Genomic DNA, 24909 nt, shown 5'->3' with positions numbered 1-24909 from the left:
GGCCCGGGGAAAGGGCGACAGGAATCACAGCTACCGATTCTGCCCCGCCCCCGGCGGAATGATTAAATCGGAGGCACTGTGGCTCTTCTCTCCCTCACGGCCAGCCACCACGAGCTCGACCTCGACGCCCTGGAACGACTCTCCACCGGGGCCCACTCGATCGGCGGCTCCGCGGTCGCGGCGTGCGACGTGATCACCGGTGCCGTCGTCCTCGCGACGTGCAACCGGTTCGAGCTGTACCTCGACGTGGACGCGCCCCTCCACGGGGCCGGCGTGCAGCACGCGACCGAGCACGTCGCGCGGATGGTCGCCGACGCCTCGGGCGTCGCGCCGGACGAGGCGCTCGCGTCGTTCCGCACGCGGGCAGGGACCGAGGTCGCCGAGCACCTGTTCGCGGTCGCGTCGGGCCTGGACTCGATGGTCGTGGGCGAGCGCGAGATCGCCGGCCAGGTGAAGCGCGCCCTGGAGACCGCGCACGCGGACGGCGTGACCTCCTCGACGCTCGAGCTGCTGTTCCAGACGGCGTCGCGCACGTCCAAGAAGGTCAGCACGTCCACGACGCTCGGCGGCGCGGGCCGCTCCGTCGTCGCGCTGGGCCTCGACCTCGCGGCGGCCGAGCTGCCGCCGTGGCACCAGGTGCGGGCCGTGCTCATCGGGACGGGGTCGTACGCGGGCGCGAGCCTCGCGGCGCTGCGCGCGCTCGGGTGCGACGACGTGCGCGTCTACTCGCAGTCCGGCCGCGCCGAGGAGTTCGCCGCCGCGCGCGGCGTGGAGGCCGTGACGGACCTCGTCGCGGCGCTGGAGGACGCGGACCTCGTCGTGTCGTGCAGCGGCGCGCGCGGGCGGGTGCCGGCCGACGACGTCGCGCGGCCGGGACGGGCCGCCGACCGCCGCGAGCAGGCCATCGAGCACGTGCTCGACGCCGCCGCGGTGGTGCGGGCGCGCGAGCGCGCCGCCGTCCGGGCCGGGGACGAGCCGCTGACCCGCCCGACCGTCGTGCTGGACCTCGCGCTGCACCGCGACGTCGACCCGCGCGTCGCGGACGTCGAGGGCGTGCTGCTCTACGACCTCGCGACGCTCGCGGCACACTCGCCGTCGATCGCGTCGGAGCTCGTCGCGCAGGCCCGCGCGATCGTGGACGACGCGACGCGCGCGTTCGAGGAGACGAGGCTCGGCCGCGCGGCGGACACGGCGGTCGTCGCGCTGCTCGCCGACGCGGAGCGGCGCATCGCGCTCGAGGTGGCCGACGTCGTCGCGCTGCGCGAGGCGGACGGCGACCCGGTCGAGCAGGAGGAGGCCGACGAGATTGCGTGCGACGTGCGCCGTCGTGTCCACGCCGACCTGCACCGCGCGATCGTCGAGGCCCGCGCGGAGGCCGTCGCGGCCGCCCAGGCGGAGGAGCGCGCCGTCGTCGCGGACGCGCAGGCGCTGCTCGACGCCGGCGCGCCGGCCTCGGAGACCTTCCCCCACCACGCGCCCGATCCAGGCTCGGCCAGCTCGGCGGGCACGCCGGACCAGCTCGGGTTCAGGAACGTCCCGGCCGCTGCGGGATCTCCGACCACGACGACGTCGAGCAGGGGACCTGCCCGCGCCTGACGAGAGAGCTCGTCAAGAGCTCGGAACCACACTGTGCGATCCCGTCCTCGATCACTGGCTCCAGCACCGTCCCGTGTTCTGCGAGCGTGCGCTGTCGTCGTGATGCTCGGTACGGTCCTGACCCTGCTGGCAGTGCCGTCCGGCGCCGTGTCCTGGACCGGCCCGGGCCGAGTCGGTCGCCTTGGCGCGTGCGGAGCGGCGCGTGGTGGTCGCCGACGACGAGAGCCTGGTCGGGGGCGTGACCTCCGAGACCTGACCGGGTGAGATGGTGACCGGATACCGGGCGAAGGCTTCCGGCGCGCGCCCGAGGCGCTACGCTCCCCGCGAAGGCGGGGGGCGGTCCCCGCCGGGACGAAGCAGGTCACGAGCGGCACGACCGCCCGAGTCGACGGAGAGCACGATGGGATTCATCAAGGCCTTTGCCGGTGCGCTGGGCGGCACGCTCGCGGACCAGTGGAAGGACTTCCTCACCCCGCCGAGCGGCCTCGCGCCGACGGCGGCGCTGTTCCCTGCGGTCGCGCAGGGTCAGAACGCGGGTCGCGGGTCCAACACCAAGGGCTCCTCGAACATCATCACCAACGGGAGCCGGTTCGTGGTCCCCGAGGGGTACGCGCTGCTCACGTTCCAGGACGGTGCGCTCACGGGCCTCGTGGCCGAGCCGGGCGGATACGTCTTCACCTCGACGGACCAGAACTCGCAGTCGATCTTCGCCGGTGACGGGATCCTCAGCCCGCTCGTCACGACGACCTGGGAGCGCTTCAAGTTCGGCGGCCAGCCGGGCTCGCAGCAGCTCGGGTTCTACGTGAACCTCAAGGAGCTGCCGAACAACCGGTTCGGGACGCAGTCGGAGATCTACTGGAACGACGCGTACCTCGGCGCGCAGGTCGGCGCCGTGACGCGCGGGACCTACTCGATGCGGATCGTGGACCCGATCCTCTTCGTCAAGCAGTTCGTGCCGCTCACCTACCTGAGCGCCGACGCCCGGGTCTTCGACTTCTCCGACCTCGAGAACGACGCCGCGAGCCAGCTCTTCACCGAGGTGGTCGGCTCGCTCGCCGCCGCGTTCTCGAGCTACACGAACGACCCGGACAAGGGCAACCGCATCACGCGGATCCAGAGCGACTCCGTCGGCTTCGCGCAGTCCCTCGCGGGCGCGGTCGAGGAGGGGTACCAGTGGATCTCGCAGCGCGGCCTCATGATCGTCAAGGTCGCGCTCGCCGCGATCGAGTACGACGAGGACACGCGCGCCCTGCTCAGCGACGTCAAGAAGGCCGACGCGCTCGCCGGCGCCCGCGGGAACTCGTTCCTCCAGCAGGCCGCCGCACGCGGCATCCAGGCCGCCGGGGAGAACCCGGGCGGTGCTGGGGGCGGCGCCAACCTCGCCTTCCTCGGCATGGGGATGAACGCCGCGGGCGGTGCCATGGCCGGGCTGCAGCAGCCGGTCCAGCAGGTCGCGCCGCAGGCCCCTGCGGCCGCGCCTGCCGAGGACCCGGTCGCGAAGCTCACGCAGCTCAAGGCGATGCTCGACCAGGGCCTCATCACGGACGCCGACTACGAGGCCGCCAAGGCCAAGGTCCTCGGGCTCTGAGGTCCCCACGATGACCAGCCACCCCACCGGGCCGGTACCGGACGGTGTCCCCCTCCCCGGATCCGGCCCCGCAGTACCCGCCGACGGCGGCCCGAGCGTCGTCCGCACCGACACGGGCGCCAAGGACGGGCTCGTCCGCTGCTCGCGCTGCGGGGCTACCGACGTCTCCTACGACGTCGCGCGCGGCACCCTGACGTGCGTGTTCTGCCGGTTCACGTGGTCGGGCACGGAGACGCTCGCCGACCTCGGCCTCGACGGCAACATCGGGGCGCTGCAGGGCATGGTGATCGGCTCGGGCAGCGCGGACATCGTGCCTGACGTCGACGAGGTCCTCACGTTCCGCTGCGGCGGGTGCGGCGCGGACGTGGTCATCGACACGGCGCACGGCACGCAGGCCCGGTGCCACTGGTGCCGCAGCGTGCTGTCGATGAACCAGCAGGTCGCGAACGGTGCGGTGCCCGACGTGCTGCTGCCCTTCAGCGTCCCGAAGGAGCACGCGGTCGGGCACATCCGGGACTTCGTGCGCCGGCGCCGCTTCTACGCCCACCCCCGGTTCCGTGAGGAGTTCGCCCCGGAGACGGTCGTCGGCGTGTACATGCCGTACCTCGTCACCGACCTCAACACCTCGGCGCGGCTCGCGGGGCAGGGCGAGCACCTCGTCCGCAAGTACACGGTGACCGTCCGCAACAGCGACGGCGAGTCGACGCAGGAGACCCGCTACGACTTCGACGTGTTCGACGTGGTGCGCGAGTTCACCCTGCACGTGGACGACCTCACGGTCGAGTCCTCCGCCGACCGCCGCGACCACGAGAACGAGGACCGCACGAACAACGTCATCAACACGATCCTGCCGTTCGACGTCGAGAACGCGGTCCGCTACGACTCCCGCTACCTCTCCGGCTTCACCGCAGAGAAGCGGGACACGGACATCGCGGAGGTCCGCGACCTCGCGCTGAACCAGACGCGGGACATCGCGCGGCTGCGCGCGCGGGAGATGATCGAGTTCTACGACCGCGGCGTGCGCTGGGACGACCAGAGGCTCGACGTCGTGGGCGAGCGCTGGGTGGCCGCCTACCTGCCGGTCTGGCTGTACTCCTACCACGAGAAGGACGACAAGGGCCGCTCCCTGCTCCACTACGTCGCCGTCAACGGGCGTACGGGGGAGACGATGGGCTCGGTCCCGATCAACCACCGGCGGCTCTTCGCCGTGTCCTGCCTCGTCGAGCTGGTCGCCGCGGTGTCCGCGCTCGCCTTCTGGATCGGAACCTGATGCTGGCCCTCTCCTCCGAGCTGATCCTCCTCGCGGCCGAGTCGTCGGGCGACGACACCGGCGCCAAGGTGTTCTTCACCTGCGTGCTGCTGTTCGCCGGCCCGGTCTTCTACGGCCTCATGGCTGCGCGGTACCGCAACGCCGAGAAGCGGCACGACCACCGCCGCGACACCAAGTCCGTCGCGTTCGACGTCCGCGCGCAGGACACGCACGTGCGGCGGGTCATCGGGAGCTCGAGCAGCAAGATGTCGGGCGCGAACCACAGGTCGTGACCACCGAGGACACTCCGGGCGACGTGCGCCGCTAGGCTCGGCGGGTGAGCACCACGACGCGCCTCGGCGTCCTCGACATCGGCTCGAACACCGTGCACCTCGCGGTCGTGGACGCCGCGTACACGGCACGGCCCGTCCAGACGGCGGGGGCGCGTACGGTCGTGCGCATCATGCGCTACCTCCAGCCCGACGGGTCGTTGTCGCCCGACGGCGTGGCCGCGATGCTCGCCGCGGTCGACGACGCGATGGTGCTCGCCCGGGAGTCTGCGGTCGACGAGATGCTGCCCATGGCGACGTCCGCCCTGCGCGACGCGACGAACGGCCCCGAGGTGCTCGCCGCGATCGGCGAGCGCGTCGGCCAGCCGGTGCGCGTGCTGTCCGGGGAGGACGAGTCGCGCCTGACGTTCCTCGCCGCGCGCCGGTGGCACGGCTGGGCGGCGGGGCGTCTCCTCGTCCTCGACATCGGTGGCGGGTCGCTCGAGATCGCGTCCGGCGTCGACGAGGAGCCCGACCTCGCGGCGTCCCTCCCGCTCGGTGCGGGCCGCACGACGATGGCGTTCCTGCCCGACGACCCGCCCGCCCCCGAGCACGTCGAGGCGCTGCGCGAGCACGTGCGTGCGACGCTCGCTCCCACCGTCGCGGCGTTCCAGGCCCTCCCTGCGCCGGACCACGTCGTCGCGACGTCCAAGACGTTCCGCTCGCTCGCGCGTCTCACCGGCATGCAGGTCGAGTCCGTCGGTCCCGACGACCGGTGGCGCATGCGGCGCGCACAGCTCGCCGACTGGGTGCCGCGCCTCGCGCGCATCACGGCGGAGGGCCGCACCGCGCTGCCCGGCATCACGCCCGAGCGCACGTTCCAGATCGTCGCCGGCGGCGTCGTCGCCGTCGAGACGATGCGCGCGCTCGACGTCGACGAGGTCGAGATCTGCCCCTGGGCCCTGCGTGAGGGTGCGATCCTGCACCGCCTCGACCACTTCTGACCGCGACGACCGGCGCGACCGCGCGGTCCGGGAGCGGCAGCGTCGCGGCCAGGAACGGCTCGGTGCCCAGCCCGCGACGAGACGTGGTCGACGGGAGCTCGACGCGTCAGCGGCGCGTGACCGTCCCCGGGAACGCCGCGACGTCGTCGTTCGCGTAGTCGCCGTCGGCGCCCTGGTTGATGTCGGAGATCAGCTGGACCAGCTCGAGGTCGCTGCGGGGGCCGCGGGCCAGGTTGAACGCGATCTGCTCGGAGCTGAGCGGCTTGCCGTCCGAGTCCGTGGTGAAGGCCTGGCCCGGGGGCGGCCCGACGGACTCGTAGTTCTTGACGGTGTCGATCGAGGTCGACCGGAACTGGTCCATCTGGTCCTGCGTCAGCGAGATGGTCACGGTGTCGCCGGGGCGGATCGTCTGGGGGGAGTCGATGCCGGAGAACTCGCGCATGTTCAGGTACTGGGCCGACATGTCGTCGGCCGTGATGTCGTACGAGTACGTGCGCGCCGAGAGGTCCTCGTTGCCCGAGGCGTCGAACGCCTGCGACATGCGGAAGTCGCCGCGGTCGCCGTACGTCGCGGTGAGGAGCTGCTCCGTGCTGCCGTCGGGGTTGGTCGTCGCGACGAGCGACCCCGTGTTCTGGCCGATCTCCCACTCCGCGCCCCCGACGGGCGTGTCGAAGCCGACGGTCGACGTCGAGTCGAACTCGACGCGCTCGATCTTCGTGGTGCCGGAGATGCCGGTCGACGGGTCCGCCGGGATCTCGCCGGTGACGAGGTACGTGTCGTACGCGGCCTGGCCCTGCGGCGTCGACAGGTCGAACTCGGCGCTGCGCAGCGACGCGCCGTCGAGGGACGTCGTGTTGCCGAGCATGACCTTCACGGCGTCGAAGTCGAGGCCGAACCCCGCGTGGTTCGCGACGGCCTCGGTGGGGCCCGCGGTCACGCGCACCGTGTCGTCGCCCGTGCGCTCGATGAGGCTCGTGACGCCGCTCGCGTCCTTGACGGAGGACTCGACCGCGATGTGGCGGAACGCCGCGTTGAGCTCGGTCTCCGAGTAGCTGCCGCCGTCCATCGTGACCGACGAGCCCACTGGCATGCTCCGGGGGTCGAACGGGTTGATGCTCCCGGGGTCGGTGACGCCCGCGCCGTCGGGCACCTTGACCGTGTACTCGGACGTGACGCCGGTCGTGTACCCGCCGCTGACGCCCGTGCCGCCCTTGTCCACGCCGCCCTCGACGCCGATCGACACGTCGGACTTCGACGTGTACGTGGTGAAGCCGTCCTCCGACTTCTCGCCGACCGTGTACTCCGCGCCGCCGTTGACGCCGAACGAGATCTTCGACCCGTTCGTCGTCTTCATCCAGTCGGAGAGCGAGCCGCTGCCCGAGTACGTGGTCTCGCCGCTCTCCGGGTCGTGGGTCACGCCGAACCCGACCTTCGCGTCGGTGCCCTCGGTCGCCGGGTTGCCCAGGCTCCCGTTGTCGGTGCCGGACTCGTGGTCCCCCTTCACGGTGACCTTGGGGCCGCCCGGGCTGTCGTCGCCCGAGGCGCCGCCCCCGCCACCGCCGGGCCCGCCGCCGGAGCCCGGGCCGCCCCCGGAGCCGGGCCCGCCGCCTGGCCCGCCACCCGGACCGCCGCTGCCGCCCGTACCGTCGGAGCTCGCGCTCTCCTGCTGGTCGGCGTTCTTGCGGACCTTGTCCGCGGCGTCCCGGAGGGTCGCGGTCGCGGCGGCCAGCGCGGGGCCCAGCTCGGCGGACCAGCGGCCGCGGAGCTCGTCGCCGTCCGGGCCGGCCCAGCGCGCACCGCTCACGGTCGAGTCCAGCGTGCTGCGCGTCGTGGTGAGCGCCTCGGACGCCGTCGTGAGGCTCTGCGCGAGCGCGCGCAGCTCGCCGATGTCGGCACCGTAGAACCCCATGGTCGTCCCTCTGTCGCTGCGGATCGTGCCTCCGGAGCGTACGCGGGCGGGCGCCTCGGCGTCTCGCCCGGCTCATGGTGCGAGGTCCCCATGGGGCTGCACGGCTCTGCGCGGCGACCACCGTCGCCGACGGTCGCGGCGCCGGCCGCCCGCCGTCAGGCGGAGAGGACCCCGGTGAGCCGGTCGAGGACGATCCGGCCCGCCGGCGGGACGCGGTGCGCGTCGGCCGGAGTCAGCCACGCGAGCTCGGCGATCTCGGCGTTCGGCGCCGGCTCGGGGGACCCGGGAACCGGCTCCGCGTACATGCAGTGCATGCGCACGACCCGTCCGCCGAGCCCGTGCCCGGGCGCCTCGGCGACGAAGCCGGGCCGGACCGACGTCGGGTCGAGGCGCACGCCCAGCTCCTCGCGGATCTCGCGCACCAGCGCCTCGGCGTCCGACTCGCCGGGCTCGACCTTGCCGCCCGGCATGAAGAAGCGGTCCTTGCCGGTCGTGCGGACGGCGAGCAGGCGCCCGTCGCGGACGTTCACCCAGCCGACGGTGCGCAGCGGCGGCAGGGCGGCGGGGTCGGGGGAGGGCGGGTCGGTGCGGGGAAGGTCGTGCGGGGTCACGCCCCCACTGTGCCATCGGCTCGCGATGTCCGAGGACCCCCGACGGCGCGTGGCGCACCCAGCGAGCCACGCGCCGTCGGGCCTGCCCCTCGCGCGGCCCCAGTTCCGGCGAAGGGCGATCGTGCCGGGCCAGGCCCGGCACAGACGATCGTCACACCGACCGGCGAACCCTGCTCGTCGCAGCCCGTTCCCGCCCCGTTCTAACGCCGAACACGACATTGCTGCCGTTATCCGGGCGATAACGGCAGCAATGTCGTGTTCGAGGGCGAGCAGGGTCATGCTCGACCGCGTCGGGTCACCAGGACGCGTTACGCGCCAGCTCGAGCGCGACCTCCTGCCACCACTGTCCGGCGGGCGGCCCGCCGTTGCACGACCCGTCGCTCTCGCCCGGCAGCTTGACCCACAGCAGGGCGTCGAGGTGCGTGCCGTCGTCGACCGCGCGCGGCTGGTCGCCGAGCGCGCGACCGCGCGGGTTGCACCACTCGCCGTTGCTGCCGTTGCCGTTGCGCGACGTGTCGACGACGAACGACACGTCACCGCCGAGCAGCGCGGCGACCTGCTCGCCGTACGCTCGCGACTCGGCCGTCGTGCGGTAGTTCGACGTGTTGAGCGCGAACCCGACGGCGTCGTCGAGGCCCACCTGCTGGAGGCGGGCCGCGGCGGTCGCCGGGCTCAGCCACGCGGAGTGGCCCGCGTCGACGTAGACGCGCGCACCGGCGTCGGTCAGGATGCGCGCCGCGTCGCGCAGCATGCCTACGCGGTCGCCCTGGCCGGAGCAGTCGCCGAGCTGGGCGAGGGCGTCGGGCTCGAGGACGACCCACGGCTCGCCGACGATGCCCGACGAGACCGTCTCGACCCAGCTCCGGTACGCCGCCTCGGCGGTGCCGCCGCCCGAGTGCGAGCCGCAGTCGCGGCCGGGGATCGCGTAGATCGTCAGGAGCGGCGTCGCCCCCTCGGCCGCGGCCGCGCTCGTGAACGCGGCGACCTTGGCCCGCGACACCTGCGCGTCCGCGTCCGTGATCCACGTCGACTGCGGCGTGCGAGCGATCTTCGCGAGCAGGTCCCGGTCCGTGCCCGACGCCGCCTGCCAGGCCTCCCACGCCTGGTTCGTCTCGTCCACGTGGAACGTCACGTCGCCCGGCGTCTCGGGCGGGTCGGTGGGGTCGGTGGGGTCGGTGGGGTCGGGCGGGGCGTCGCCGCCGCACGCGACGCCGTCGAGCGTGAAGCTCGCGGGCACGGCCGGAGCGGACGCGGCCGTGCCCACGAGGCCGAACGAGGCGCTGCCGCCCGTGGCGAGGGACGCGTTCCAGCCCACGTCGCCCACGGTGACCCGGCCGCGGTCGTGCCCGAGCGTGCCGTTCCAGAGCTGGCTGATGCTCTCGCCCGCCGGCAGGTCCCAGGCGAGCTCCCAGCCCGAGCGCGGGGCGCCGAGGTTCGTGACCGTGACGTCGGCCTGGAAGCCGCCGGACCAGGAGCTCGTGATGCGGTAGTCGACCGTGCAGGCGGCCGAGGACACGGCCGCGCCGGTCGTCGCGAGCGCCGCGCCGGCGGTCGCCGTGGCGCCCAGCGTCGCGAGGGTCGCGACGGCGGCGACCAGCGTCGCCGCACGGGGTCGTCGGGTGGGGGAGGTCGGTCTCATGCTCGGGGCTCCGTCGCCTCGGGGTCAGGACACCGCCACGGTAGGGACTGTCGGGGAGCGGCCGGGAGGGTGCGAAACGTTTCGCGCTACGGCGCGTCGTACTCCATAGGTTTGCCGCGAGGGTATGGTCGTCGCCATGGCATCCAGACCGCTCCAGGAACCCGCGTTCCTCGTCCTGTCCGCGCTCGCGGCCGGTCCGCTGCACGGGTACGGCATCGCGCAGGACGTCGAGTCCAGCTCCGACGGCCGCGTGACGCTGCGCGCCGGGACGCTCTACGGCGCGATCGACCGGCTCGTCGCCGCCGGGCTGGTCGAGGTCGACCACGAGGAGGTCGTCGACTCGCGCCTGCGCCGCTACTACCGGCTCACCACGGACGGCGGGACGCGCCTCGCCGCCGAGGCCGAGCGCGCCGAGGCCCAGGCGCGCCGCGCGCTCGAACGCCTCGGTGCCCGGCGTCGCGCGTCCGCGGTGGCGCGCGACGGCGCCGCGGCGCGCCCCGCCCGCGGCGTCGCGGGAGGCCTCGCCGACGGCGGGGCGGTGCCGGCATGAGCGGGGACCGCGAGCGCCACCTCCGCGCCGCGGGCGACGGGACCGACGTGCCGGGCGCCGCGAGCCCGACGACGGAGCCCGGCGCGACCGTGCTCGTCGCCCCCGTGCTCGTGCGGGACTACCGCCGCCACCTGCGGCTCTTCCCGTCCACCTACCGGCGGGCGCACGAGGCCGAGATGCTCGGTCACCTGCTCGACGGCGCGCGGCCGGGAGAGTCGCGCCCGACCCGCGCCGAGCGGTGGGACCTGCTGCGCGCCGCCGCGCGCGAGTGGACCCTCGCGCCCCTGGGCCCGACCGAGCGGCAGCGTGCCGCGGCGGCCGTCGTCGTGCTTGTCGCGCTGACGGCGGTGCTCGCCGCCCCCGCGTCGCAGGACCTCCTGCGCGTCGGTCTCGCACTGGGGGACGAGTCGGCGGGGCAGGTGGTACCGGCGTGGCTGGCCGTCGCGACGGCGCTCGTCGCGGTGCCCCTCGCCCCGGCGTGGCTGCTCTGGGCCGGATCGGTCGTGGCCCTGGCCGCGCGCCTGCGACGAACAGGGCTCGTGCTCGCCGCGCTCGCCGCCGCGGCGGGGGTCGTCGCGGTCGGCTCGCTCGTCGCGGCGGAGCGCGCGTTCGACGCGTTCCGGGAGGTCGGGTGGGTTGTCGCCCTCCTGGCTTCCCTCGGGGCCGTCGCCGCTCGGGCGCGGCAGACGGGGCCCATCCTGGGCGCGCGTGCGGGTGTCGCCGCGCTCTGGCTGACGGCGGTGTCGCTCGCGGTCTCCGTGCCACGCAGCGCGACGGTCGTCGCGGAGGAGGGCGTCTGGGTCACCGCCCCGGGCCATCCCTTCACGCTGGCGGCGGAGGTCGTGATCCTCGTGGGGGTGGCGGTGCTGCTGGTGGCGGTCCGCCCCGTGCGGCAGGCCGCTCCGGTGCTGGCCGGCGTCTTCACCGCACTGTCCCTCAGCGGTTCGGACGTCTTCTGGTCCGGCGCGCTCGACACCACGGCCGTGAACCTGGGCAACGTGCTCGGGGCGGTCGCGCTGTCGGCCGCCGCCACGATCGTGGCCCGGTGGGTGGTCAACCGCCTCGACGAGCTCGCCGCGTCGCGGGCCGCGCACCGCGCGCTCCTGGCCGCGTCGGGCTCCGGCACGGCGGTCGCCGCATGACCGCGGCAGACGCCCCGGCCTCGGTCGCGGAGCCGCTGGTCCCTCCCGTGCTCGTACGGGACTACCGCCGCCTCCTGCGGCTCTTCCCGTACACCTACCGGCGGGCGCACGAGGCCGAGATGCTCGGCCACCTGCTCGACGGCGCGCGCCCGGGGCAGTCGCGCCCGACCCGCGCCGAGCGGGCGGACCTGGTGCGTGCCGCCGCCCGGGAGTGGCTGCTCGCGCCGCTGGGGTCGACGCCGCGCCAACGACGGGCGGCGACCGGGCTGCTGTTCGTGCTGATCCCGGCCGTGCTCGTGGTCATGGCGTCGCGGGTCGTCGCGTTCGCCGCCGCGATCGTCCGGGCGATGCTGGGCACGGAGGGCCACGCGCCGCTCGTGGCGACCGTCCCGACGGCGCTGATGTGGGCCCTGTGGGTCGTCGCGGTCGCCCTCACGCTCGTCGGCGCGCGACGCGTCGGCCTCGTGGTCGCGGTGCTCGCCGCCGGGGCGGGTGTGGCGGCGCTCGTCGTGTCGGTCGCGGCGGGCAGCGTCTATGCCGCGTACCTCGACGCACCGTGGGTTCTCGCGCTCGTCGCGTACGCGGGAGTGCTCGCCGCGCGGCGGACGTGCCGGGTCGGCGCCGAGCCGGTGGCGCTCCGGGCAGCGACGGTCGGCGCCATGGCGCTCGTCCTCGGCGCCTTCGTCGCTGCGACCTACTCCGACGCGGCGCACCTCGGGACGCCGTGGTGGTCGGGCGGCGCCCTGGCCTCGTGGACGCTCCAGGCGCTCGCCGCACCGGTCGTCCTGCTCCTCGGCGCCGCCCTCCTGTGGCGCCGGACGCGCCAGGCGGTCCCGGTGCTCGGCGGGCTTGCGCTCGCGATGGTGCTGAGCCGCTCGACCTTCTTCTGGTCCGGCACCGTGAGCATCCAGACGGCGGACCTCGGCAACGTCCTCTGCCTGCTCGGGCTCGCGACCGCCGCGACGCTCGTGCTGCGCTGGGCCGTCAACCGTCTCGACGAGCTCTCCGAGGCGCGCGCCTCGCACCGTGCGCTGCTCGCCGCGACGGGAGGGACACCGGGGCCGGACGCGCCGCGCCCGGGCGAGCCGACCGCCGTCTGACCCGTCCGCCGCCGACCACGACGCTGCGCGCTCACGAGAACGACATGAGGGCCGTTATCCATCGGATAACGGCCCTCATGTCGTGTTCGGCGTCGGTCTTGTCAGTCCAGGTAGGCCGACACCAAGTCGGCCGCCAGGCCCGTGTAGGTGGCCGGGGTGAGGTTCGCGAGGCGCTGGGCTACGTCGTCCGGAAGGCCGAGGCCCGCGACGAACTCGCGCAGGCGCGCCGCGTCGACGCGCTGGCCGCGCGTGAGGTCCTTGAGGCGCTCGTACGGGTTCTCCATGCCGGGGACGCCCGCGACGGACGCCGCACGCATCGCCGACTGGATGGGCTCGCCGAGCACCTCCCAGTTCTCGTCGAGGTCCGCCGCCATGAGGCCGGCGTTGGCGGCGAGGGCCTTGAGGCCGCGGCGCACGTTGTCGATCGCGAGCAGCGAGTGGCCGAACGCCGGGCCGACGTTGCGCTGCGTCGTGGAGTCCGTGAGGTCGCGCTGGAGGCGGGAGGTGACGAGCGTCGCGCCGAGCGTGTCGAGCAGCGCGGAGGAGATCTCGAGGTTCGCCTCGGCGTTCTCGAACCGGATCGGGTTGACCTTGTGCGGCATGGTCGACGACCCGGTGGCGCCGGGGACGGGGATCTGCGTGAAGAACCCGAGGGAGATGTAGGTCCACACGTCGGTCGCGAGGTTGTGGAGGATCCGGTTGAACCGCGCGACGTCCGCGTACAGCTCGGCCTGCCAGTCGTGCGACTCGATCTGCGTCGTCAGCGGGTTCCACGTGAGCCCCAGGCCCTCGACGAAGTGCTTCGACACCGACGGCCAGTCCACGCCCGGGACGGCGACGGTGTGCGCGCCGTACGTGCCCGTCGCGCCGTTGAGCTTGCCCAGGTACTCCGCGGCGCCGATGCGGCGGAGCTGGCGGCGCAGGCGGTGCGCGAGGACGGCGAGCTCCTTGCCGAGCGTCGTCGGCGTCGCGGGCTGGCCGTGCGTGCGCGAGAGCATCGGCACGTCCGCGTGCTCGCGCGCCATGTCCGCGAGCTGGTCGGCGAGCGCCGTCGCGGCGGGCAGCCACACGTGCTCGACGGCGCCGCGCACCATGAGCGCGTAGGACAGGTTGTTGACGTCCTCGCTCGTGCACGCGAAGTGCACGAGCTCGCCGACGCCGGGCAGCACCGTGTCGGGGCCCAGCGCGTCGGGGGCCGCGGCGAGGCGGCGCTTGACGAAGTACTCGACGGCCTTGACGTCGTGCACCGTCTCGCGCTCGATCGCGGCGAGCTCGGCGATCTCGTCGCCGCCGAACGTCGCGGGGATGCGGCGCAGGTAGGCGACCTCGGCGTCGGAGAGCTGGGGCGCGCCGGGCACGACCGGGCGGACCGCGTTCTCGTCGACCGCCTGGACGCCGTTGCACAGCGTGATCAGCCACTCGACCTCCACGTGGACGCGCTCACGGTTGAGCGCGGCCTCACTGAGGTGGTCGACGAGCGGGGCGACCGCGGCGCGGTAGCGGCCGTCGAGCGGTCCGAGCGCGACGGGCGGGGTCACCTCGGCGAGCGACACGCGGGCAGGGGCGTCTGCGGCAGGGTTCTCGGGCACGCCCCTGATTCTCCCACGCGTGCCCGACGGCGGCCCGCGCCTCCCGCAGTCCGGGCACGCGGTCCTGGGCGGGCGAGCGATCCGGTGGGCGTCGCGCGGGGTGTGGCCGTCCCCAGGGACGTTGCGCCGTGGTCCCGTCCACAGGGGCATGCTCGATCGTGACGGGCGCCGCGCGGCGCTGCGTACGGTCCCCGCCATGTCCTCGTCACCTCCGCCGCCCCCGCCGTGCGTCGCCGCGCCGTTCGGCGTCACGCTCGCCCGGACCCGGGTCCTCACCGCCCAGGACGACGTCGCGCGGGCCGGTGCCGCGCTCGTAGCACCGGGCCTGCCGTGGGCGGGCCACGCGCGCGCGTCGTACGACGACGCGGCCGCCGAGCGGCGCGCCGGTCTGCTGCGCCTCGGCATGCTGCTCGACAGCTGCCTCGTGCGCCTCGACACGCTCACCGTCCTCGCGGAGGCCGAGGCGGAACGGATCCGGGCGGAGCTCGCCGCGACGGGCGCGCTGTGAGCGGCCCCCGCCCGGCCCCCGTGGTCGTGGTGCGCGGCGGGACCGAGCCGACCGCGGTCGAGACGGCGGCGGTCGTCGCGCAGGCGGTGGCGCTGGGCGCGCGGGCGGACCTCGTCGCCGCGACCGTGACCGCGCTCCGGGACGCGCGGGACTCCGTGGACGTGACGACCGCGAGCCCCACGTCGTTCGCGGGTCGCCTCGCGGCACCGGCGCCGCTCCAGGCCACGTCGGGCTGGGACGTCCACGCCACGCCGTGCTGGTCGGCCGAGGTGCGTGCGGCGCGCGCCGCCGCGCTCGAGGCCTTCGACCTCGCGATCGGTGTCGCGGAGCAGCAGGCGGGAGGTCTTCGGTTCCTCGCGGCGCGACTGCACCAAGCCGTCCGCGTGTACGACGACGGGGACGCCGCCGCGGCTGCGCTGTGGCAGGACCTCGCCCTCCTGGTCGGGGGCGGCATGAGCCCGATCGGTGCCGCCGCGACGGGGCTCGGCCTCGTCCTGAGCGCGGGATCCGTCGGGTTCCTGCGCTCCGTCCTCCTCGGTCGGCCCTCGTTGGGCGCGTTCGGCTCCACCGGAGGGGCGTACCACGCGGCCACGATCCGTGCGCTGAGCCGCGTGATCGGTCTAGCCGACAAGGACCGTGCCTGGTACCAGATGCCCACCACCGGCAACGCGGCGTCCGTGCTGCGCGGGTTCATGCAGCCGCTGCGGGACAGATTCCTCCCCGACCCCGAGGTCCGCCTGGTCGACACGGGCCGCGCGCTGCCGACGCCCACCGACATGCGCTCGGCACTCGGAGCGGTGTCGGCGCTCGACACGGACTCGACGCTGAGCATCCAGAGGATCGTCAAGGACGACGGGACACCGACCTGGGTCGTCGCCATCCCTGGCACGCAGATCTCAAGGACCAATCTCCGCACCGTCTTCAACATGACGTCCAACTACGACCTCGCGGACGACGACCTCGCGGTGCGGGCCCGGGCCGACAGCGTGCGCGCCACGATCGAGGCGATGCGGCAGGCCGGGATCGAACCGGGTGACGACGTCGTGCTCGTGGGGCACAGCCAGGGCGGCATGGTCGCGACGACGGTCGCGGCGGCGACCGTCGGCACGTACACCGTGCGCCATGTCGTGACAGCGGGGTCGCCCGTGTCCAACCACGGGCTGCCTCCAGGGATCAAGGCCACGCACATCGAGACGCAGGGTGAGGGCGTCTCCGACACCGACGGTGCCGAGAACCCCACGACGCCCGACCAGGTCACGGTCACCGGCGTCCTGCCGGCTCCGGACGGCGGCCCCCCGATCGAGGTTCCGCACAGCGTGCACTTCCACCAGGACGTGCTGGGCGCCGCGGTCGAGGTGGGCGACCGGGGGCTCGAGGAGCACCTGTCCGACATCGAGCGGCTGCTCGACGGGGTGGCCGACGCGCCCCTCGTCTACGAGGCGCGCCTGGTGCCCGACCCCGACACCACCTTCTGCATCGGGGACCTGGCGGTCCCGCGGTCGCTGACGCCCCCGTGGGCGCCGGGCACGCCGTTCCCGGGCGCGCCCGGAGTGCCGTTCCCGGGGTCGTCGGGCCTGACGCTGCCCGGCACGCCGGAGCCTCCGGCAGGCGGGGGTTCGACGCGAGGAGAGCTCGTCGCGCCGGGGACGGACGGCGGCGAGCCGACGCCGGTGCGGTAGGGCGCCCGGCGCAGCGGCCGGCGTGGCGACGCGCGCTGTCAGAGAGTTCTGTGAGAGATCAATCTTTGAATAGAAAACAATATACGGGGCTATGACAGACATCTGCTACTCTCCTCGACGGACCGACCGCGCTGGTCGGTCGCCGGGGGACACGTGAGGAGTGGGCGATGGGGAACGTCGTGCTGGGTGACGGTGGACCGACGATCGGGCGGGTCGGTCTGGGATGCATGGGGATGTCGTGGGCGTACGACGAGCCGGGTCGTGACGACCGCGAGTCCGTGCGGGTGATCCGGACGGCGGTCGACCTGGGCGTGGACCTGCTCGACACGTCGGACCAGTACGGCCCCTTCACCAACGAGTCGCTCGTCGGGGCGGCGCTCGACGGCATCCGCGACCGGGTCGTCCTCGCGACCAAGGGCGGGCTGGTCGTGCGGCCCGACGGCACGACCGCCCGCGACGGCCGCCCGGGGCACCTGCGTGCCGCGCTCGACGAGAGCCTGCACCGGCTCCGCACCGATCGCGTCGACCTCTACCAGCTGCACCGGGTGGACCCGTCCGTGCCGATCGAGGAGAGCTGGGGTGCGCTCGCGGAGGCGGTCGTGGCAGGGAAGGCCCTGCGGATCGGTCTCTCCGAGGTGACGGTCGACGAGATCCGCCGAGCCCAGGCCGTCCACCCGGTCGCGAGCGTCCAGACCGAGCTGTCCCTCTGGAGCCGGGAGGCCCTCGACGAGGTGCTGCCGTTCTGCGAGGCCGAGGGCATCGCCTTCATCGCCTACTCGCCCCTGGGCCGCGGGTTCCTCGGGGGGCGGCTCCGTACCGCCGCGGACCTTCCCGAGGGGGACTGGCGCCGCCGCAACCCGCGCTTCCTCCCGACGGCGATCGAGGAGAACCGGGCGCTGCTCGGGCCGCTCACGTCGGTCGCGGACGAGCTCGACGTCTCGCCCGCGCAGGTCGCCCTCGCGTGGGTCCTCGCGCAGGGCGACCGGGTCGTCGCGATCCCGGGCACCAAGACCGCGGCGTACCTCGTGGAGAACGTCGAGGCGGCGGAGCTGCGCCTGAGCCCGGAGCACCTGCGCCTCCTCGACGCGGCGCCCGAGCCCGTCGGCGCGCGCTACTGAGCCGCCCGGTCGTCCGACGAGGAGAAGCGCATGAACCCGAGCCCCGCCCGCGTCGTCGACGGGACGCCGCACGACACCGGCCCGCCTCCGGCCGCCGGGGCGTCGCCCACCGAGAGCGACCTGCCCGCGCTCCTGGGCACCAGCCGCACGGTCGACCGACGCCTCGTCCACCGGGACGCGGTGGCCGAGGTCCTCCTCACGGACGTCGTGCCCCACCCGGACGACGCGACCGCCGACCCCCGGGCGGAGGGCGCCCGGTTCGTCGTCGCCGTCCACGTCCCCCGCGCGCACACGTACTACGGCGACCACCCCGACCCGGTCGTCGACCCGGTCCTCCTCGTCGAGGCGGTCCGGCAGGCCGCGGAGGCGGTCTCCCACGGGCACCTGGGTGTCGGGGACACCGACCGGTTCGTCGTGCGGGACCTGCTCGTGGACCTGGTGCGGCCGCTGGCCGTCGCCTCCTCGTCCGACGGCGTCGTCCACGCGGTGCTGACGCTCCGGGACGTCGTCCGGGTCCGCGGCGCGCTCCGCTCCGTGCGCGTCACCGCCGACGTCCGGCACGCGCGTCCCGGCGAGTTGCCCACCCGCCTCGGCACCGTCGAGCTGGCGGTCGCGGTGCTCACCGACGAGGGCTACGCCTACCTCCGGGGGCCGCGGAGCACGCGGGGCGGGGCCGCCGAGCTCGGCCGAGCGGCCGCGCCCCGGCAGGGCCTCGTGGACGCGGTCGCCGTGGCGCGCTCCCGGGCGGAGAACGTCGTCGTCGCAGACCCGCGCCACGGTGCGGACGGCTCGACGGCGAGGCTGGAGCCCGCGTTCGCGAACGCGAGCATGTTCGACCACCCTCAGGACCACGTGCCCGCCATGGTGCTCGTCGAGGCCGTGCGCCAGCTGGTCGTCCACCGGGCGCTGGCCGGCCACGACGTGCCCCCGGCGCCCGGTGCGCTGAGCCTCGCGGCACGGTTCCTCGCGTTCGTCGAGCTCGACGCCGTGGCGGAGCTGCGGCTCACCGCCGTGGGGACCGGGCGCTCGGTCGTCCGGGTGCTCGACCAGGCCGCCGGCACCGAGCTCGCCGAGCTCCGCATGGTGGCCGGAGCATGAGGCTCGACCCGCCCGTGGCCGTGCTCGCGGCGACCACCGAGCTCCCGACGACCCGGGTGCTGGCGGACGACGCGGTGGCGTCCGGCGCGATCTCGCGGGCCGACGCCGACGCCGCGGGCGTCGTCGCGCTCCCGGTGGAGCCGACGCGCGCGGCACCCGAGCTCGCCGTCGACGCGGCCCGACGAGCGCTCCGGGAAGCGCGGCGGTCCACCGCGGACGTGGACCTCGTGGTGCACGCGTGGACGCACTACCAGGGGCACGACTTCTGGTCCCCGACCCACTACCTCGCCGACACGCTCGGTGCGCACCACGCCGAGTGCCTGGGGGTCCAGCAGATGTGCCACGGCGGCGTGGCGGCCCTCCAGGTGGCCGCGACGCGGATCGCGACCGACCCGGGCGTCGCCCTCGCCCTCGTCACGACGGCGGACCGCTTCGACGACGCGTGGTTCGACCGGTGGTCGGGGGACTACGGGGTGCTGTACGGAGACGGCGGGACCGCCTGCGTCCTCGCGCGCGCCGCGGACGCCGTCGACCCCCGGGCGCTCGTCCACGGCGTCGTGGGCGCGTCGCTGCCCGGCCTCGAGTCGATGCACCGGCGGGTCGGAGGGTTCGGGGCACGCCCGGACGCCGACCGACCGATCGACGTGCGGGCGACCAAGAAGGCCTACCTGGAGCGCCACGGTTCCACCGCGCTCCAGGACGGGTTCGGTCGCGCCCTCCGGTCCGTCGTGCCGCGGGTCCTCGAGGAGACGGGGACGAAGCCCGACGAGGTCGACGCCGTCGTGCTGCCACGCGTCGGCGCGGGAGTCGTCGCCGACCTGTACGCGCCGGTGCTCGCCGAGATCCTCCCCGCGAGGACGGTCCACGACGTCGCGACGACGGGCCACCTCGGCGCGGGCGACCTCGCCGCCGGCATCGCCGACGCCGACCGCGAGTCCGGGCACGACCGGCGGCTGCGCCTCTACGTCACCGCGGGAGCGGGCTTCACGGTGAGCGCGTGCCTCGTCGAGCACCTGCCCGCGAGAGAGGAGCTGTCATGACGCTCGACGTCCTCGTCGTCGGAGCCGGCCCGGTCGGGCTGCTCACGGCGGTCGAGCTGCGCGACCACGGGCTCACCGTCCGCGTGGTGGACCGTGCGACGAGCCGGTCGACACGGTCGAAGGCCACGACCCTGTGGCCCCGCCAGCTCGAGCTCCTCGACCGCGCCGGGATCACCGCCGAGCTGCTGCGGCGGGGGCACCGGATCGACCACGTCACGTTCGGGAACGGCCGCCGCGAGATCGGCCGGGTCTCCCTGGCGGCGCTCCGCGACACCCCGCACCCGTACGGTCTGATCGTCCCGCAGCCGGTGACGGAGGAGGTGCTCGAGACGGCGCTCGCGACGCGCGGCGTCGTGGTGGAGCGAGGGGTGTCGCACGAGTCGGTCGAGCAGGACGACCGGCGCACCGTCTCCAGGGTCGTCCGGGCCGACGGGACCCAGGAGTCGATCGAGGCAGCGTGGCTCGTCGCGTGCGACGGCGCGCACAGCCCGACGCGCGGGCGCCTCGGCATCCCGTTCGAGGACGACAACCCGCCGGTGACGTTCGCCATCACGGACGTCGAGATCGAGGGCCCCGTCCCGACGGACGCTCTCGCCTACCACTACGGCGCCGCGGGCGCGCTCGGGCTCGTCCCGCTCGGCGGGTCCGTCTTCCGCGTCGCGATCGGCGTCCCTCCGGACACCCCGGCGGAGCCGTCGCGCGAGCTGTTCGACGACGCGCTGGCCCGACGCACCGGCCTTCCCGCCGTCGTCGGGACGCCCGACTGGTCCGCGACCTTCACCGTGCGGTTCCGCACCGCCGCCCGCCTGCGTCACGGTCGCGTGCTGCTGGCGGGGGACGCGGGCCACATCATGAGCCCGGCCGGCGGGCAGGGGATGAACACCGGGATCCAGGACGCGGTCGCGGTGGCGTGGCGCCTCGCCGCCGCGCGGTCCGCGAGCGCTCGGCGTGCCGCAGACCTGCTCGAGGAGTACGAGGCCGAGCGGCTCGGTGACGCGCGGCGGGTCGCGCGCCTCACCGCGACGCTCACGAGGGTCGGCCTCCTCCGGTCGCCCGCGTCCCGGTGGGTGCGGGACCGGCTGGCCCGCGGAGCGGGCCTGATGGGGCTCCTCGACCGGTCGCTCGGGCCGCGGTTGTGCCAGCTGGACACGCGCTACGGAGACGCCGGGCGCCGACGGTCCCGTGCCGTCCGGGTCGGGGACCGCTTCCCGGGGTCCTTCGCGCCCGGCGACCACGGGTTCCCCGTGCTCGCGACCGGTTCGAGCACCCTCGTCGTGTGGCCCGGGCGGCGCGCCGTCGGGGTGGACCTCGGGGCGGCGGACGTCGGTGCGCGACTGCGGGCACGCCACGGGCCCGGGACGAGCGTCGTCGTGCTCGATCCCCGCCGGGTGGCGCGGGACGTCGCGCGACGCCTCGGTCGCCGGTCCCGGGTCTTCGTCGTCCGGCCCGACGGCCACGTCGCCGCGGTGCACCCGACCGCCGGCGACTCCCCGACCGAGGCGACGGCGCGCGCGACCGCGCGCCCGCCCCGCACGAGAGAACGGATCCTCCGATGAACCGCGCCGCCCGAGTCGTCGGTGTCGGCGGCTACCTGCCGCCCGACGTCGTGACGAACGAGATGCTCGCCGCGCGCCTGGAGACGACCGACGAGTGGATCCGGTCGCGGACCGGCATCGCGAGCCGGCACGTCGCGTCCCCGGGGACCACCACGAGCGACCTGGCCCACGAGGCGGCGCGGCACGCGCTCGCGTCCGCCGGCCTGAGCCACGTCGACCTGGTGGTGCTCGCGACGACCACGCCGGACAACGTGTGCCCGTCGACGGCCCCGTACGTCGCGGCCCGGCTCGGGCTCGACGGCGTGACCGCGTTCGACGTCTCCGCCGTCTGCAGCGGCTTCGTGTACGCGCTCGACGTCGCGTCCGGGCTCGTCGAGTGCGGGCGCTACGACTCGGCGCTCGTGATCGGGGCCGAGACGTTCACCCACCTCCTCGACCCCGAGGACCGCACGACCGCGGCCATCTTCGGGGACGGGGCGGGCGCCGTCGTGCTCCGTGCGGGCGAGCGCGACGCACCCGGTGCCGTCCTGGCGACCGACCTCGGGTCGGACGGCGCCAAGCGCGACCTGATCGCCGTCCCGGGGGGAGGCTCGCGCGACCGGGCGGTCCCCGAGCGCCTCGACCCCTACTTCCGCATGGACGGGAGCGCCGTCTTCCTCGACGCCGTGCTGCGCATGGAGGAGTCGGTCCGGGCCGTCGCCCGCAAGGCGGGCTGGGAGGTCGCCGAGATCGACCGGGTGGTCGCGCACCAGGCCAACGCCCGGATCCTCCTGGCGCTCGCGCGGCGCCTCGACCTCCCGGCGACCTCGCTCGTGTCGAACATCGACACCGTCGGCAACACCTCCGCCGCCTCGATCCCGCTGGCGCTGCGTCACGGGCTCGACGCGGGTCAGCTCCTCGAGGGCCACAAGGTCGTCCTGCCGGCGTTCGGCGGCGGGATCACCTGGGGAGCGGTCGCGCTCACCTGGCCCGCGCTCGCGCCCGCCGCGGGCGACCACGAGCCGTCACGTCCCGCAACGTCACCGACCACCATGGGAGTACCGTCATGAATCCTGTGCACACCCCGGCGCCCGCGGCGCCCCTCGTCGGCCAGGAGGAGGTCGTCCGGGTCGTCACGACCCTCCTGGGCGCGATCCTCGGCACCGACCCGGGCTCCGTCCGCCCCGACGAGAGCCTCGAGGCGCTCGACATCGACTCGATCGTCATCGTCGAGCTGATCCTCGGGATCCAGAAGGAGCTGGGCGTCCGCGTCGAGCTGGGCCGGATCACCCCGCAGGACACCGTCACGTCGGCCGCGGTCGTCGTCGCCGGCCTGCTCGCCGCGCGCGAGGAGGCCGTCGCGTGAACGCCGTGACCGCGATCAAGGACCGTCCCGGCGTGCTCGTCGCCGCCTGTCTCGCGGCCGTGCTGCTCCCGACGTCGATCACGGGCGCGGGCGTCGCGCTCCCCGCGATCGCCGAGGACCTGCCCGGAGGGATCGGGCCGCTCCAGTGGGTCGTGCACGCCTACGACCTGACGTTCGCGAGCTTCATGCTCGCGATGGGCTGCCTGTCGGACATCTTCGGCCGGCGGCGCGTCTTCGTCTCCGGGGCGCTCGTCTACGCCGCGTGCGCGCTGCTCGCGAGCCTCAGCCAGTCGCTCGTGCTGCTCGACCTCGTCCGGGCCGTCACGGGGATCGCCGCCGCGGCGGTCATGACGAGCGCCGCCGCGTCGCTCGCCCAGACGTACTCCGGTGCCGCCGGCGCGCGGGCCTTCGGCCTCTTCGGGACGAGCTTCGGCATCGGCCTCGCGTTCGGGCCCCTCCTGGCGGGTGGTCTGACGAGCGCGTTCGGGTGGCGCTGGTTCTTCGGCACCCAGGTCGTCATCGCGCTCGCGGCCGTGCTGTGCGCGCGCTCGATGCCCGTCGCGCCCGCCGACGACCGGCCGTCCGTCGACTGGGCCGGGACCACGACGTTCGTGGTGGCGCTGTTCGCCTTCATCCTCGCGCTCGTCGAGGGGCCGCAGCTCGGGTGGACCCACCCGGCCGTCCTCGGGATGTACGCGGTCACGGTGCTCGGCATCGTGGCGTTCGGGGTCGTGGAGTCGCGGCAGGAACGGCCGATGTTCGACCTCGCGCTGCTCCGCCAGCGGGCGTACCTCGCGGTGTGCGCGGCCCCGGTCGCGCTGGCGTTCGGCTTCGTCACGCTCCTCGTCTTCCTCCCGACCTACTTCATGACGGTCTACGGGATGTCGGCCTGGACGGCGGGGCTCTCGATGCTGGCCCTGACGGTCGGGACGCTCGTCATGCCCGCGGTGGCGGGTGCGCTCGTGGCGCGCGGGGCCTCGGCCCGTGCCCTGCTGGTGCTGTGCATGGTCCTCGTGGGCGGCGGCTGCCTCTGGCTCACCGTCATGACGCCGGAGAGCTCGCTCCTGGAGATCGCGCTGCCGATGCTGACGATCGGCATCGGGTTCGGCATCTCGAACGGGATCCTCGACGCCGCCGCCGCGACCTCGGTGCCGCCCGCACGGGCGGGCATGGCAGTGGGGATGTTCAACACGACGCGCATCGCGGGGGAGGTCGTGGCGATCGCGGTCGTCGGGTCGATGATCGTCGGGTTCCTGCGCTCGACCCTCCCGACGACGGTGCCGGGCTGGGACGGCACCTCGGGCGAGCTGGCCAACCGGATCGCCGAGGGCGGGCTCGCGGCGACGGCGGAGAGCGTCCCGGCACCTGACGCGGCCGAGCTCGTGGCGACGAGCCTCGGCGCGTACACGACCGCGATGCACCTCGTGCTCGTCGTCCTCGGCGTGGTGTGCCTGGCCATGGCGCCCGCCATGGCGATCCTCCTGCGGCGCCCCGCGACGCCCGGCGCGGCGTCGGACGAGCCTGCCGAGGAGCTCCAGCCGGACGGTGCGCGTGCCTGACGCCGCACGCTTGGCCCCGGCCCCGGCCCCGGCCCCGGCCCCGGCCCCGGCCCCGGCCCCGTCCCCCGGCCCGGCGCAGGAGCGCCGCGCCGGGGTGGCTGCCGGGGGGCCGCGTCGCGCCGCCTTCTTCGACGTCGACGAGACGCTCGTCGGGATGAAGACGATGGCCGCGTTCCTGGACCACGCGATGCCCGCCGACGGCGGGCGCTGGGACGGGTTCGTCGGGTCGCTGCCGACGGGGCTCCCGCGCGAGGAGGTCAACCGCCGCTACTACCGGCTGTGGCGCGGCCGGCGCGCCGACGACCTGCTCGCCGAGGGGCGGAGGTGGTGGGCCTCGGTCGTCGACCGGCCGGGCCTCTTCCTCCCGGACGCCTGCGCGGCGTTGGCGGCGCACGCGCGCGCAGGCGACCTCGTCGTGCTGGTCTCGGGGTCCTTCCCGGCCCCCCTGCGACCCGTCGCGGACCACCTGGGCGCCGACGCCGTCCTGTGCACGGAGCCCGCGAGCGAGGGCGGCGTGCTCACGGGGGAGATCGGGACGCCCATGATCGGCGCCGGGAAGGCGGAGGCCGTCCGGGCCTTCGCCGCGGCCCGCGGGCTGGACACGTCCGCCTGCTCGGCGTACGGCGACCACGTCACGGACGTCCCCATGCTCGCCGCGGTCGGCAGGCCGCGCCCCGTCGGGGACGACCCCTCCCTCCGCGAGGAGGCCCGCCGCCGTGGCTGGATCTGATCGACGACGACGCGTGGGGCCCCGACCCCG

22 protein-coding genes are annotated in these 24909 nt (G+C 74.7%); 18 read left to right on the top strand and 4 right to left on the bottom strand.

The genetic code is table 11. The features are described 5' to 3' along the window. The first annotated feature begins 78 nt into the window (after positions 1-78). From ACFC2L_RS09265 to ACFC2L_RS09245, 5 genes are all read left to right on the top strand, one after another. A complete protein-coding gene (locus tag ACFC2L_RS09265) occupies positions 79-1596 on the top strand; it encodes a glutamyl-tRNA reductase (RefSeq protein ID WP_375824001.1) in 1518 nt (505 codons plus the stop codon). 400 nt (positions 1597-1996) lie between these two features. Beyond that, positions 1997-3184 (top strand): SHOCT domain-containing protein, encoded by a 1188-nt coding sequence (locus ACFC2L_RS09260; protein WP_375824000.1) that lies wholly within the window; start codon positions 1997-1999, stop codon positions 3182-3184. A gap of 10 nt (positions 3185-3194) precedes the next feature. Further along, a complete protein-coding gene (locus ACFC2L_RS09255; protein ID WP_375823999.1) occupies positions 3195-4454 on the top strand; it encodes a TFIIB-type zinc ribbon-containing protein in 1260 nt (419 codons plus the stop codon). After that, a complete protein-coding gene (locus tag ACFC2L_RS09250) occupies positions 4454-4726 on the top strand; it encodes a hypothetical protein (RefSeq protein ID WP_375823998.1) in 273 nt (90 codons plus the stop codon). Before ACFC2L_RS09255 ends, ACFC2L_RS09250 begins: the two co-directional genes overlap by 1 nt. 44 nt (positions 4727-4770) lie before the next feature. After that, a complete protein-coding gene (locus tag ACFC2L_RS09245) occupies positions 4771-5706 on the top strand; it encodes a Ppx/GppA family phosphatase (RefSeq protein WP_375823997.1) in 936 nt (311 codons plus the stop codon). Between the two features lie 106 nt (positions 5707-5812). Here the strand turns inward: ACFC2L_RS09245 and ACFC2L_RS09240 are convergent, their stop codons facing one another. The 3 genes from ACFC2L_RS09240 to ACFC2L_RS09230 all read right to left on the bottom strand — a co-directional run bounded on the left by ACFC2L_RS09240 (position 5813) and on the right by ACFC2L_RS09230 (position 9865). Then, positions 5813-7615 carry a hypothetical protein gene (locus tag ACFC2L_RS09240; protein WP_375823995.1) on the bottom strand — a complete coding sequence of 601 codons (1803 nt, stop codon included), beginning with the start codon at positions 7613-7615 and terminating at the stop codon, positions 5813-5815. 155 nt (positions 7616-7770) lie between these two features. Further along, the gene (locus ACFC2L_RS09235) at positions 7771-8226 is read right to left on the bottom strand and encodes an NUDIX domain-containing protein (RefSeq protein WP_375823994.1); all 456 of its coding nucleotides are present in this window, start codon (positions 8224-8226) and stop codon (positions 7771-7773) included. Between the two features lie 295 nt (positions 8227-8521). After that, positions 8522-9865: a glycoside hydrolase family 6 protein gene (locus ACFC2L_RS09230; RefSeq protein ID WP_375823993.1), complete on the bottom strand. Its 1344-nt coding sequence runs from the start codon at positions 9863-9865 to the stop codon at positions 8522-8524. A gap of 136 nt (positions 9866-10001) precedes the next feature. On the opposite strand from ACFC2L_RS09230, the gene ACFC2L_RS09225 reads away from it, so the two are divergent. The 3 genes from ACFC2L_RS09225 to ACFC2L_RS09215 are packed head-to-tail and all read left to right on the top strand — an operon-like array spanning position 10002 to position 12657. After that, a complete protein-coding gene (locus ACFC2L_RS09225) occupies positions 10002-10415 on the top strand; it encodes a PadR family transcriptional regulator (RefSeq protein ID WP_375823991.1) in 414 nt (137 codons plus the stop codon). Beyond that, entirely contained in the window at positions 10412-11557 is a 1146-nt protein-coding gene (locus ACFC2L_RS09220; protein WP_375823990.1) for a hypothetical protein, read from the top strand. The genes ACFC2L_RS09225 and ACFC2L_RS09220 overlap by 4 nt, the downstream gene beginning before the upstream one ends. Continuing rightward, on the top strand, positions 11554-12657 hold the full coding sequence (locus tag ACFC2L_RS09215; RefSeq protein WP_375823989.1) for a hypothetical protein: 1104 nt from the start codon (positions 11554-11556) through the stop codon (positions 12655-12657). The genes ACFC2L_RS09220 and ACFC2L_RS09215 overlap by 4 nt, the downstream gene beginning before the upstream one ends. 101 nt (positions 12658-12758) lie before the next feature. Here the strand turns inward: ACFC2L_RS09215 and purB are convergent, their stop codons facing one another. Beyond that, a complete protein-coding gene (gene purB / locus ACFC2L_RS09210) occupies positions 12759-14246 on the bottom strand; it encodes an adenylosuccinate lyase (RefSeq protein ID WP_375823988.1) in 1488 nt (495 codons plus the stop codon). A gap of 196 nt (positions 14247-14442) precedes the next feature. Between purB and ACFC2L_RS09205 the strand changes: the two genes are divergently transcribed. The 10 genes from ACFC2L_RS09205 (at position 14443) to ACFC2L_RS09160 (ending at position 24879) form a co-directional block, all read left to right on the top strand. After that, entirely contained in the window at positions 14443-14754 is a 312-nt protein-coding gene (locus ACFC2L_RS09205) for a hypothetical protein (protein ID WP_375823986.1), read from the top strand. Further along, complete coding sequence (locus tag ACFC2L_RS09200; RefSeq protein WP_375823985.1) at positions 14751-16433, top strand: hypothetical protein; 1683 nt, start codon at positions 14751-14753, stop codon at positions 16431-16433. Before ACFC2L_RS09205 ends, ACFC2L_RS09200 begins: the two co-directional genes overlap by 4 nt. 167 nt (positions 16434-16600) lie before the next feature. Beyond that, complete coding sequence (locus tag ACFC2L_RS09195) at positions 16601-17551, top strand: aldo/keto reductase (RefSeq protein WP_375823983.1); 951 nt, start codon at positions 16601-16603, stop codon at positions 17549-17551. 30 nt (positions 17552-17581) lie between these two features. Further along, entirely contained in the window at positions 17582-18649 is a 1068-nt protein-coding gene (locus ACFC2L_RS09190; protein ID WP_375823981.1) for an AfsA-related hotdog domain-containing protein, read from the top strand. Beyond that, entirely contained in the window at positions 18646-19689 is a 1044-nt protein-coding gene (locus ACFC2L_RS09185; RefSeq protein WP_375823979.1) for a hypothetical protein, read from the top strand. Before ACFC2L_RS09190 ends, ACFC2L_RS09185 begins: the two co-directional genes overlap by 4 nt. After that, the gene (locus ACFC2L_RS09180) at positions 19686-21245 is read left to right on the top strand and encodes an FAD-dependent monooxygenase (RefSeq protein WP_375823977.1); all 1560 of its coding nucleotides are present in this window, start codon (positions 19686-19688) and stop codon (positions 21243-21245) included. The genes ACFC2L_RS09185 and ACFC2L_RS09180 overlap by 4 nt, the downstream gene beginning before the upstream one ends. Next, positions 21242-22294: a beta-ketoacyl-ACP synthase III gene (locus tag ACFC2L_RS09175; RefSeq protein WP_375823976.1), complete on the top strand. Its 1053-nt coding sequence runs from the start codon at positions 21242-21244 to the stop codon at positions 22292-22294. The genes ACFC2L_RS09180 and ACFC2L_RS09175 overlap by 4 nt, the downstream gene beginning before the upstream one ends. After that, complete coding sequence (locus ACFC2L_RS09170; protein ID WP_375823975.1) at positions 22291-22590, top strand: acyl carrier protein; 300 nt, start codon at positions 22291-22293, stop codon at positions 22588-22590. The genes ACFC2L_RS09175 and ACFC2L_RS09170 overlap by 4 nt, the downstream gene beginning before the upstream one ends. Further along, a complete protein-coding gene (locus tag ACFC2L_RS09165; RefSeq protein WP_375823973.1) occupies positions 22587-24149 on the top strand; it encodes an MFS transporter in 1563 nt (520 codons plus the stop codon). The genes ACFC2L_RS09170 and ACFC2L_RS09165 overlap by 4 nt, the downstream gene beginning before the upstream one ends. After that, entirely contained in the window at positions 24142-24879 is a 738-nt protein-coding gene (locus ACFC2L_RS09160; protein WP_375823972.1) for an HAD family hydrolase, read from the top strand. The genes ACFC2L_RS09165 and ACFC2L_RS09160 overlap by 8 nt, the downstream gene beginning before the upstream one ends. The last annotated feature ends 30 nt before the right edge of the window (positions 24880-24909 follow it).

The sequence above is a fragment of the Cellulosimicrobium sp. NPDC055967 genome (assembly GCF_042269845.1).
GTDB lineage: Bacteria > Actinomycetota > Actinomycetes > Actinomycetales > Cellulomonadaceae > Cellulosimicrobium.
The sequence above is the reverse complement of the archived record's forward strand: the minus strand, read 5'-3'. Positions and strand labels throughout refer to the sequence as shown.

Excerpts from the sequence above, each read along its gene's own strand:
- ACFC2L_RS09260 (WP_375824000.1), top strand. The coding sequence starts at position 1,997 with ATGGGATTCATCAAGGCCTTTGCCGGTGCGCTGGGCGGCACGCTCGCG.
- ACFC2L_RS09255 (WP_375823999.1), top strand. The coding sequence starts at position 3,195 with ATGACCAGCCACCCCACCGGGCCGGTACCGGACGGTGTCCCCCTCCCC.
- ACFC2L_RS09250 (WP_375823998.1), top strand. The coding sequence starts at position 4,454 with ATGCTGGCCCTCTCCTCCGAGCTGATCCTCCTCGCGGCCGAGTCGTCG.
- ACFC2L_RS09240 (WP_375823995.1), bottom strand. The coding sequence starts at position 7,615 with ATGGGGTTCTACGGTGCCGACATCGGCGAGCTGCGCGCGCTCGCGCAG.
- ACFC2L_RS09230 (WP_375823993.1), bottom strand. The coding sequence starts at position 9,865 with ATGAGACCGACCTCCCCCACCCGACGACCCCGTGCGGCGACGCTGGTC.
- ACFC2L_RS09225 (WP_375823991.1), top strand. The coding sequence starts at position 10,002 with ATGGCATCCAGACCGCTCCAGGAACCCGCGTTCCTCGTCCTGTCCGCG.
- ACFC2L_RS09220 (WP_375823990.1), top strand. The coding sequence starts at position 10,412 with ATGAGCGGGGACCGCGAGCGCCACCTCCGCGCCGCGGGCGACGGGACC.
- ACFC2L_RS09215 (WP_375823989.1), top strand. The coding sequence starts at position 11,554 with ATGACCGCGGCAGACGCCCCGGCCTCGGTCGCGGAGCCGCTGGTCCCT.
- ACFC2L_RS09205 (WP_375823986.1), top strand. The coding sequence starts at position 14,443 with ATGTCCTCGTCACCTCCGCCGCCCCCGCCGTGCGTCGCCGCGCCGTTC.
- ACFC2L_RS09195 (WP_375823983.1), top strand. The coding sequence starts at position 16,601 with ATGGGGAACGTCGTGCTGGGTGACGGTGGACCGACGATCGGGCGGGTC.
- ACFC2L_RS09190 (WP_375823981.1), top strand. The coding sequence starts at position 17,582 with ATGAACCCGAGCCCCGCCCGCGTCGTCGACGGGACGCCGCACGACACC.
- ACFC2L_RS09185 (WP_375823979.1), top strand. The coding sequence starts at position 18,646 with ATGAGGCTCGACCCGCCCGTGGCCGTGCTCGCGGCGACCACCGAGCTC.
- ACFC2L_RS09180 (WP_375823977.1), top strand. The coding sequence starts at position 19,686 with ATGACGCTCGACGTCCTCGTCGTCGGAGCCGGCCCGGTCGGGCTGCTC.
- ACFC2L_RS09175 (WP_375823976.1), top strand. The coding sequence starts at position 21,242 with ATGAACCGCGCCGCCCGAGTCGTCGGTGTCGGCGGCTACCTGCCGCCC.
- ACFC2L_RS09170 (WP_375823975.1), top strand. The coding sequence starts at position 22,291 with ATGAATCCTGTGCACACCCCGGCGCCCGCGGCGCCCCTCGTCGGCCAG.